At 70.3% G+C, this 9140-nt stretch carries 7 protein-coding genes and 1 pseudogene; 5 read left to right on the top strand and 3 right to left on the bottom strand.

Going from position 1 to position 9140, the window contains the following annotated elements; genetic code table 11:
- Nucleotides 1–347: 347 nt before the first annotated feature.
- Nucleotides 348–683 carry a hypothetical protein gene (locus JF597_RS33380; protein WP_294003870.1) on the top strand — a complete coding sequence of 112 codons (336 nt, stop codon included), beginning with the start codon at nucleotides 348–350 and terminating at the stop codon, nucleotides 681–683.
- A 21-nt stretch (nucleotides 684–704) separates the two neighbouring features.
- Here the strand turns inward: JF597_RS33380 and JF597_RS33375 are convergent, their stop codons facing one another.
- Entirely contained in the window at nucleotides 705–2297 is a 1593-nt protein-coding gene (locus JF597_RS33375; RefSeq protein ID WP_294003867.1) for an ISL3 family transposase, read from the bottom strand.
- A 151-nt stretch (nucleotides 2298–2448) separates the two neighbouring features.
- Between JF597_RS33375 and JF597_RS33370 the strand changes: the two genes are divergently transcribed.
- Nucleotides 2449–2889, top strand: coding sequence for a hypothetical protein (locus JF597_RS33370; RefSeq protein WP_294003864.1), 441 nt, complete (start codon nucleotides 2449–2451; stop codon nucleotides 2887–2889).
- A 66-nt stretch (nucleotides 2890–2955) separates the two neighbouring features.
- Here JF597_RS33370 and JF597_RS55730 read toward each other — a convergent pair whose 3' ends face one another.
- A complete protein-coding gene (locus tag JF597_RS55730; RefSeq protein WP_366916478.1) occupies nucleotides 2956–3204 on the bottom strand; it encodes a hypothetical protein in 249 nt (82 codons plus the stop codon).
- A gap of 670 nt (nucleotides 3205–3874) precedes the next feature.
- Here JF597_RS55730 and JF597_RS33365 point away from each other — a divergent pair.
- The 3 genes from JF597_RS33365 to JF597_RS33355 all read left to right on the top strand — a co-directional run bounded on the left by JF597_RS33365 (nucleotide 3875) and on the right by JF597_RS33355 (nucleotide 7982).
- Entirely contained in the window at nucleotides 3875–5596 is a 1722-nt protein-coding gene (locus JF597_RS33365) for a stealth family protein (protein ID WP_294003862.1), read from the top strand.
- 15 nt (nucleotides 5597–5611) lie between these two features.
- A complete protein-coding gene (locus JF597_RS33360) occupies nucleotides 5612–7459 on the top strand; it encodes a stealth family protein (RefSeq protein ID WP_294003860.1) in 1848 nt (615 codons plus the stop codon).
- 331 nt (nucleotides 7460–7790) lie between these two features.
- Complete coding sequence (locus tag JF597_RS33355) at nucleotides 7791–7982, top strand: hypothetical protein (RefSeq protein ID WP_294003857.1); 192 nt, start codon at nucleotides 7791–7793, stop codon at nucleotides 7980–7982.
- A gap of 109 nt (nucleotides 7983–8091) precedes the next feature.
- Here the strand turns inward: JF597_RS33355 and JF597_RS33350 are convergent.
- Nucleotides 8092–8277, bottom strand: a pseudogene (locus JF597_RS33350) (ISL3 family transposase); the annotation flags it as partial.
- Nucleotides 8278–9140: the final 863 nt, after the last annotated feature.

The following is a 9140-nucleotide window of genomic DNA, read 5'->3' as shown; positions in this document are numbered from 1 at the left end:
CTCGGCGGTCCGGTACATCCGAACCGCACGCTCACGCAACTCCAGCGGGTACTTCCTCGGGGCAGGCATCGTCTGGGCTCCTCTCGTGAGACCCATCTGACCCCCTGTCACCCATCCCCGCATCTCGGGGGAACCTCACGGCCCGTCCTGCGACCAAGCCTTGCGCCAACGCAGTACCGATCGCACGCTGCCCCGCAGATCGTGAGCGATCACCGTGTTCTCGTCGCCCTGTCTGAACCGGTCGGCCGCCTTCAACTGATGGCGATTGCTGAAAACGGGTCTGTCCGCAGTTCCGTGAACGGACATATGACAAGGAGCGAACATGCCGCATGTGGCACCCTGGCCGGATGGTGGAGAGCGACCGGGCACGCGGGATAGAGGGCTGGTTCTGGAACGAGGACGTCCAGCCCTTCATGGCTCTCTTGGCGCGTTACGCCAACTATGACTTCGATGGCACCGACTGGCAGGCGGTCGAAGTCGGTCTTGAGGCCACCGATGATGAGCACCCGGATCGTTGGTACAGCTATCCACTCGTCGGATCGGACCATCACCTCGAAGTGCATCTTGCCAAGGCCGTGGGTGGCGATGAGGTTTCTGTACGCGTGGCGGGAACTTCCAACCATGAGCTGCTACTGAGGGCGGACACCCTGATAGCGGCCTTTGCTACCAGGCTCGTCGCGTGAGGCGAGCGTGGGCCGCAGCCCTCATGGTTGGATGAGAATCCTGGTCCGGAGGAGGGCGAACGAGGCTCGGCCATACATAGCCCGCTCGAGTGTCTTCACCCGGTTCACGTTTCCTTCGACGGCTCCAGAGCTCCGGGGCAGGGTCAGGCCTGCGGTCACTGCGTCGAGGTCCTGGCTGAGGAAGCCGGCGAAGCCCTTCATGGGCTTCGGTGCGTCCTGCTCGGCCTGCCGGATCCACTCCAGCAGAAGGTATCCGCGCCGGTGACGCACCAGATCTGCGAAGGCCCGAGCGAGGTCGCAGGCCCGGGTGATGTCCGGGCAGGCGAGCCGGACTTGAAGGAGCCGCTCGTCCTGGCTCTCGTTGAGCGTCTCCCGGGGCCGCATGATCCACGAGGTGATCTTCCGAGGGCTCGGAATGTCGGCCCGGACCGGTTCTGCGGTGCCGACGCGGAGGGCGGCGAGGTGTTTGCGGACGACCCGACGGCTGCCGCGATAGCCGCGAGCCTGGATCTCCAGGAACAGCCGGGTGCCGCTGACCTGGCCTTCAGCCTCAGTGAAGCGGGCGTTGAGGTATGCCTTGAACGGCTCCGGCACGCCGTCTGGGCGTCGCTCGCGGGCGGAGGCCAGCAGCTCGTCGAGAGCGGTGTCGCGGAAGCGGCGCACGGTCGTGCGGTCGAGGTTGAGACGGCGGGCGATGGCGCTGATCGTCCAGCGTTTCTCCAGCAGGCGATGGATGTCTTCATGGCGATGGCGGGTGCGTTCGATGATCTGGGTGCGGGGCAGTTCCGCAGGCGGTAACAGCATCGGGGGCGGCTCCGGCACCTCGGTCACCGTCTCCTCCTCGGCACGTTTGCGCAGGCAGTCGCGGTGCTGGTGGCAGGTCTTCTCCACCGCAGCGGACAGGTTCTGCAACAGGTGCCACCGGTCGGCGACTTCGGCGTGAGGGGCGGCTTCCCTGACTGCCTTGGTGTAGGCGGTGGCCCGGTCCCGGCAGATGATCTCCGCGCCGGGATGCTCGGTGAGCCAGGCCGCGAACGTCTCCGAGGTGCGGTCGGGCAGTACGTCCACGACCCGGCCGGCCTCGACGTCCACCAGCACGGTGCCGTAGGTGCAGCCCTTGCGGAAGGCGAACTCGTCCACCCCCGGCACCCGCGGCGCACGGGCCGGCACCGTCGGCGCCGTCAGCAGCCTGAGCAGCCGGGTCCGGCCCGCGGCCAGCCGCAGGCGGCGGCACAACCGCGCGGCCGGACGTCCGCCGAGCTCGATCGCGATCGACCGCAGCCAGCCTGTCAGACCCGTGCTGGAGCGGCGGTGCCGCTCGGACAGGCCCGGCACCTGCTCCACGAACGTCTTGCGGGCACAGCTTTTCCGGTCACAGAAGTATCGACGGACCCGCAGCCGGACTATGACCCGGTGAGATCCCAACGGCCTTTCGTTCAAGCCGCGTTGATACGAGCTGTGCGTGCGCCTTGCCTTTTTCCGGCAGTCGGGGCAACGGCTCGGGCGAGCGGTGGACACCGCCTCCACCACCGGGACGTCGCAGGAGTCGCTGACGTGCTCCACTCGCACATCTATCCCGGGAAACAGCACAGCCTCGACCGTCTTGCTCGCCATGCCGGGACATACTCTGCCGAAGCGGTCCCTCGCTCACATCGCTGACCTGGGGATTCACGGAACTGCGGACAGAGCCAGTCTCAGACGGTGCCCTCGTCCGGCTTGCCGAGGCCCCGGGTGGCGCCCGGCATGGGAGATCTCCTGGCAGCGCATGTTCCGGCTCGTACTCGCCCAGGTGAAAGCGGACGGCGCCCTCCCGGCCGCACCGGGTCAACTCATCGTCCAGGGCGAGGACCTGGCCGTGTGGATCGCCGCGCAGCGGGCCGGGTGGGAGCGGCTGATGCCCGCACAGCAGTGGCTCCTGGAGACAGTCGGCATCGAGCCTGCCGCCGAGGGAGAGCCGGCCGCGGGCGCGCCCCGGTCGCAGGATGCCCGCTGGACGGCGAACCTCGTCGCCGCCCGCCAGTTCCATGCCCGCGAGGGCCACTTGCAGGCGCCGCGCAAGACGGTGGAGATCGTGGACGGCGCCGAGCACGAGCTGGGGGGCCTGGCTCGACAACGTCCGCAGGAGGGCCGCCAAGCTCAGCCCGCAGCGCCGCGCCGACCTCGACCAGCTCGGCATGCGCTGGCAGCCGGTAGCGGCCGGACATGACGGTGGGCCGCCCCGTGAGATCCGGGACGGGCCACTGAGGTGTGCGTGGCCGTGAAGGGCGGTCGCCTACGCGGCGAAAGGCTCCATGAGGCATCGCCGAACGATCGTCCTCATGGGCAAGAGGTGAGGCCCGGGGACGCTGTCCCCTGCACAAGGTTCTCCGTGACGCGGGCAGGCGGGCGAGCGGGGCCGGCTGAGCCCGGCGATGTGCCGTGCGGTGTCCGGGCGGCACGCCGGGCAGGACGGCACCCTGCCGGTGGTGAGGAGGCGGCGGGCGTCGCATTGGCCGACCGGCTGTCTCCGGCGGTCGGCCATCCCGCAGTCGCCGGCATGCGCGGCCGGGGGGTGCCCCGTGGCGCGGTTCAGTTCGAGGATCCGGTCCGGCGTGGGCGGGCGGCGTGCCGGGCGCGCTCCTCTTCGGCTTGTCGCTGCCGCAGGGCATCAGCCTTGCGGTCGATGCGCTCCAGCCACGTGGCGTGCCGGTTTCGCATTCTGTGGAATCAAGTCTGCCAAGGGTGCCTGGTGTCAGGCGGCGCCAGGCGCTGCGGCAGCGGACGCTGTGTTCGTGGTGGCCTTCGGCGGGGACGTACCCTCCCCCGCCTGCGCGGGACCACGAAGGTCTCGTCCACGGCCTTGGGATGGGTAGGCGTCGATCATCCTGAGCGCTGTATCGGGTGGTGTGAGGCAGCTGCTGTCCACGCTCCGTGACCGTGGAATGCGGTGGCGGCCTGAGCTGCGGCCTCCTCGTCGGCGCGGCCGGCCCTCCCGTCCTCGCCCTCACCGGCGGCGTCCTGGCCTTCGCGATCCTGCCAGTAGCCGTCACCACGTACCGCCGGCGAGCCTGTAGCACACTCAGGTGTGAGGCGGTTGTGTGCGCGTTCGGCTTTTCCTTAATTCTCTGAGAAATTTTCTACAACCATCCGACCCAGGTGTCCGTCTGGTTAACGCAAGGTTGTACAGAGGTTGATGTAGAGGAGCTCAGAACGTGACCGTGCGTTCCTTTGCCCGGCGGATACGACCGCGAGTCGAGCGGAAGGCCGCCGAGAAGGTCTGGCAGCTGCGCACCATGCGGCGGCGCCGCATGGCGGCGGTCACGGACCCGGTGCTCCGCCCGGTGGCGGTGCGCGGCCAGCAGCTCTACGGACGGGTCGTGACCCGGTTCAGCGCCGCCGAGGCGGCCGCCGCCAACCTCGGACTGGTCCTCGCCGCGCTGGAGCACGACGGCATCCCCTACTTCCTGGTGCCGGCCTCGCGCACGCGCCACACGGTCGGTGTGAACGCCGTGGACCGGGAGCGTCTCCTCACCGCCCTGGAGGCGCAGAACGCGGGGAAGGCGGTGTTCATCGGCAGACCGCTGCCCGGCGGAAAGCTCAGGCACCCCGCCCTGTTCATGGACGGCATCCTGCCGGCCGCGCTGCGTACGGCCCCGGTCCTGCGGATCGGGGAGAACCACCTGGGCCCCGCGGGCCAGCTGCTCGCCGGCCCGGAACTCGCCTGCGACGTCGAGTTCTGGGAGGACGGGGCACAGCTCCTCGCCTCCGCCGCAGGGCCCCGGCGCCTGGCCGCGGTCCAGCCGCAGGCCTGCGAGGACGTCTTCGCCGAGTCCCTCGTCGCACCCCGCAACAACGGCATCACCGACGTACTGCCGGCGTCCGAGCAGACACCGGCCGTGGTCCGGATCGGCGACCGGGAGCTGCCGAGCTTCGCCGCGCTCACCCTGCCGACCGTGAACGACGTGACCTTCCCCGTCGACGTCGTCTACACCTGGGTGGACGGCGAGGAGCCGCAGATGCGGGCCAAGCGCGCCCGCTACCAGGAGCGCGGCACCGCCGAGATCCTGGACAAGGAGACCAACGCCTCCCGCTACACGAGCCACGACGAGCTGAAGTACTCACTGCGCTCGCTGGCCATGTACGCCGACTTCGTCCGTCACATCTACCTCGTTACCGACGGCCAGAAGCCGCACTGGCTCGACGACACGGCCCCGGGGATCACGGTCGTCGACCACCGCGACATCTTCCCGGCGGACGTCCTGCCGGTGTTCAACTCGCACGCGATCGAGACCCGGCTGCACCACATCCCCGGCCTGTCGGACCACTACCTCTACTTCAACGACGACGTGTTCGTCGGCCGCCGGGTCACCGCGGAGCACTTCTTCCACGGCAGCGGTCTGATGAAGATCCCGGTGTCCCCGCTCAAGATCGGGGTCGGCAAGCCGCACGCCGAGGAGACCGCCACCAACTCCGCGAGCAAGAACGTCCGCCGGCTGCTGCTGGAGAAGTTCGGGCGGATGACCACGAACAACTTCATGCACACGCCGCTGCCGCAGCACCGCGAGACCCTGCGGGACCTGGAGGACCTCTTCCCGCAGGACATCGGCCGCACCACGGCGTCCCGCTTCCGCTCGCCGCAGGACATCGCCGTTACGGCCCCGCTGCTCTACCAGTACGCGCTGATGACCGGCCGCGGTGTGCCGGGCCGGTTCGGCTTCCGGTACGTCAACATCAGCCGTCCGGACGCCGAGGCCCGCCTGGCCGACCTGCGCCGCACCCGCCGCTTCGACTTCTTCTGCCTCAACGACGTCGACGTGCCGCCGGAGGAGCGGGAACGGGTCGGCGTCCGGATGCACGAGTTCCTGGAGGACTACTTCCCCTTCGCGAGCCCCTTCGAGAAGCCCGTCGAAAAGCCCGTCGAGAAGCAGAACTGACGGGGGCTGGGGGGCATGGACATCCGTCACCGCTTCACGTTCACGGCGCCCGCGGGCCTGCGCGCCGCCCGTAACCTGCCGGCGCGCCTGTGCGCCTGGCTGTCGGCCGGGCTCTGGGCGCTGCGCGCGACCCGGGCCCGACGACGCCTGCGCGCCGCCGTCCCCGGGCGCGGGATCGCCTTCGGACCGACGCGGCTGTACGGCCGTACGGTCGACGCCTACACGGCCGCAAACGCCGCCGGAGCCGATCTCGAACGGGTCTGCACCCTCCTGGAAGGGCTGCACGTCCCGTACTTCCTTATTCCCTCCGACCACGGACACGGCGCGCCGCGGCAGGTCGTCGGCGTCGAGGAGACCCACCGCGACGCGATCCTCGCCCGCGCCGCCCAGTGCTTCGCCGGCACCGCCGGGTACGTCGGCGCCGTCGGACCGGGCGGCGCCGTGACGACCGCGGTGCTGTGGGCCGACGGCAGGCTGCCCCGGGCGCTGCGGCGGGCCGCCGTACTGCGCACCGGCGAGGTACGCCTGGGCCCGGCAGGGCAGGTGCTCAGCGGCCTGGAGACGGGGTGCGACATCGAGTTCTGGCGGCACGGCCGGGACCTCGGCGCTCCCTCGGATTCAGCCGCGGGCAGCGCCGGCGGCACCGAACTGGCCTGGCTCACCGTGCCCGGCAGCCGGCTGCCGGACGTCTTCGGGCCGGCGCTCGTCGCCCCGCGCCGCAACCCCGTGGCGGAAGTGCTCCCGGTGACGGCGCGGCAACCGGCGGCGGTGGCGGTCCGCCGCCGAACCGTCCCGACGTTCGCCCCGTTCGCCGAGCCCGGCATCGACGAGGTGCTGTTCCCCCTCGACGCCGTGTACACCTGGGTGGACGGGGACGACCCGGCGATGGCCGCGAAGCGCCGGGCCCACCAGGAACTCTCCGACAACGTCATCGCTCCGCGCGAGACCGGCGCCTCCCGCTACACCAGCCATGACGAACTGAAGTACGCGCTGCGCTCGCTGGAGATGTACGCCGGGTTCGTCCGGCACGTCTACCTGGTCACCGACTCCCAGATCCCGTCCTGGCTGGACCCGCAGGCGGAAGGCCTGACGGTGATCGACCACCGGGAGATCCTCCCGCCCGACGCACTCCCGGTGTTCAACTCGCACGCGATAGAGAGCCGCCTGCACCACATCCCGGGCCTGTCGGAGCACTACCTATACTTCAACGACGACGTCTTCATCAACCGCCCGGTACACCCCGAGCACTTCTTCCACGGCAACGGCATCGCCCGCATCCCCCTGTCTCCCCTGAAACTCGGCGTAGGCGCCCCGCACCCACTCGAACCGGCCCCGAACTCCGCCGGCAAGAACGCCCGCGAGGTGATCAGGCGCTTCCACGGCAGACACATCACGCACAAGTCGCTGCACACCCCCCACCCCCAACTGCTGTCCGTGATGCGCGAGATGGAGAGCCTGGAAATCGAGGAACTCAAACAGACGTCCCATTCCCGTTTCCGTTCCACCGCCGACGTCGCTCCGGCATCCACGCTCCACCACCACTGGGCGATGGCAACGGGCCGGGCCGTCCCCGCCGACTACCGCTTCCGCTACGTCCAGCTGGGCACACCGGACATGCACCGCCGTCTGGCCCGCCTCGCCGCCGGCGAGGACATCGACTTCTTCTGCCTCAACGACGTGGACACGCCCCCGGAGGCCAGACCGGCTGCCCAGGCCGCCATCCGCAGGTTCCTGGACCGCAAATACCCCTTCCCCAGCCGCTACGAAGGAGTCCCGCGCACCAGCACCCGCCCCATCGCACCGCTCACGACGAGCATCCCCTCCCAGCCCACACGGGAGGAAGCACAGCGCCGCGAGGCGTAGACGGCCCGGGCGCGGCCCGGCAACAGGGCGGCACCGGGGCGCCGTGCGCACGCCGGTGTGTTCCCCGCGCCCCTGCCCCCGCACAGCGGGCCCCTCCCACCTCACCCCCTGGGCGGGTGGCCCTGCCCACGAGAACGGGCTCTGGTCCAACTTCTGTGCAACGGTGACGCTCAGGACCTACGGAGGTGCCGGCAGGACGGTCGGCAATCCCAGTCATGGCAGATCACAGCCCGGTTCTCCGGATCATCACCCCGGCGGCGTGGGAGTTTCTGAAGCCGCTCGGCCCGGCCCGGCACGGTCGGTCGCGGCTGTGGATCGACGATCACGGGTGGTGGCTCGGGGTTGTGAGTTCACCCCGCCGCTCACAGCCGGCAGCGGTCTGCACGTCGGCGCGATGTGGCTGTGGCACGACGTGGATCACCTGGCCTTCCACGTGGAGGCAGTCCGAGTCAGCCCCGAGCCGTTGCGCACCGACGACCAGTGCACGCCGCTGGCACCCGAACTCAGCCGACAGGCGCCGTGACTGCTCGGGCGGCCCGGGCCGTCGACTCGTGCCGGAGCAAGCCGGGCCTGGATCCTGTGTCGCTCGCGATCAGCTGAACAGACCGGCTCGTTGAGCAACAGAGCTGCGGTCAGGCCAGCAGGACTCGCTTCCGCAGCAGGCCGAAGCCGGCCCGGCCGTACATCTGGCGCTTGATCATCTTGATCCGGTTGACGTGGCCTTCGACGACGCCGGAGCTCCACGGCAGTGTCAGGCCGGCGGTGACGGCGGCGAGATCTCGTTCGAGACCGTTGACGAAGGTGTGGAGGCTGGGCAGATCGTCGGCGCGGACCGCCTCGATCCAGTGCGGGAGCCGGCAGCCCTGGAGCTGGGTGAGTATCTTCCCGAACGCGCGGACGTGCCCGGTGAGGGCCTCCGGTTCGGGGCAGCCGGCGAGGACGGATTTGAGCTTCAGGCGCTCGTTCCCAGGCAGAGTGTCGGGGTGAGTCAGGATCCAGCCGGTGACCGGGCGCGGGGCGGTGGCCGGGTTGCCGGTGCGGCCGGGGATGTGCAAAACGGCTGGAGGCAGGCGCGGACGGCTCCGTAGCCGCCGGTGTAGCCGTGCGTCCTGGCCTCTTCCCGAAGGACCAAGGCGTTCGTGCAGCCTTCGGCCCATCGCTCGTGCAGGTAGGGCTTGAAGTCGTCGAGCCTGGTCCTGCGGTTCTGCCACCGCCCCTGGAACAGGTCTTGCGGCCTCGCGGCGCCGGCCAGCCGTTGGACGGTGCGACACGTCATGCCGGGCTGCCGCTGGATCGAGCGTCGGCTGTGGCCGGCGGCCAGCAGCGCGTGGACGGCGGCGTGCGTGGCGCGGGTGCGGTCGGCGAACCGGTCCCAGTGGGCCACGGCGACCCGCTCTTGGCCGGTGCCAGAGCTGGAGCCTTCTCCGACTCCGATGCGGCCAAGGCCGCGCGGAGGCACGGACGGCGGCGGGAGACGCACCGCTCGGCCGCTTCGCCGAGGCTGCGCCAGAGGCGGAACCGGTCGGCGACTTGGACCGCGGCGGGTGCCCCGGTCCTGGCGCCCTCGGCGAAGAACGGGGCACGGTCACGGCAGACGGCCTCGATCCCCGGGTGCTCGGCCAGCCGGGCCGCGACCGTGTCTGCCCTCGCGATCCGGCAGGAGGTCCACCGGTCTGCGGGT

Source organism: Streptomyces sp. (assembly GCF_019510245.1).
GTDB lineage: Bacteria > Actinomycetota > Actinomycetes > Streptomycetales > Streptomycetaceae > Streptomyces.
This window is presented reverse-complemented; position numbering and strand designations above follow the sequence as displayed.

What these genes read in the sequence shown, in the direction of transcription:
- JF597_RS33380 (WP_294003870.1), top strand. Translation starts at nt 348, where the DNA reads ATGGTGGAGAGCGACCGGGCACGCGGGATAGAGGGCTGGTTCTGGAAC.
- JF597_RS33375 (WP_294003867.1), bottom strand. Translation starts at nt 2,297, where the DNA reads ATGGCGAGCAAGACGGTCGAGGCTGTGCTGTTTCCCGGGATAGATGTG.
- JF597_RS33370 (WP_294003864.1), top strand. Translation starts at nt 2,449, where the DNA reads ATGTTCCGGCTCGTACTCGCCCAGGTGAAAGCGGACGGCGCCCTCCCG.
- JF597_RS55730 (WP_366916478.1), bottom strand. Translation starts at nt 3,204, where the DNA reads ATGGCCGACCGCCGGAGACAGCCGGTCGGCCAATGCGACGCCCGCCGC.
- JF597_RS33360 (WP_294003860.1), top strand. Translation starts at nt 5,612, where the DNA reads ATGGACATCCGTCACCGCTTCACGTTCACGGCGCCCGCGGGCCTGCGC.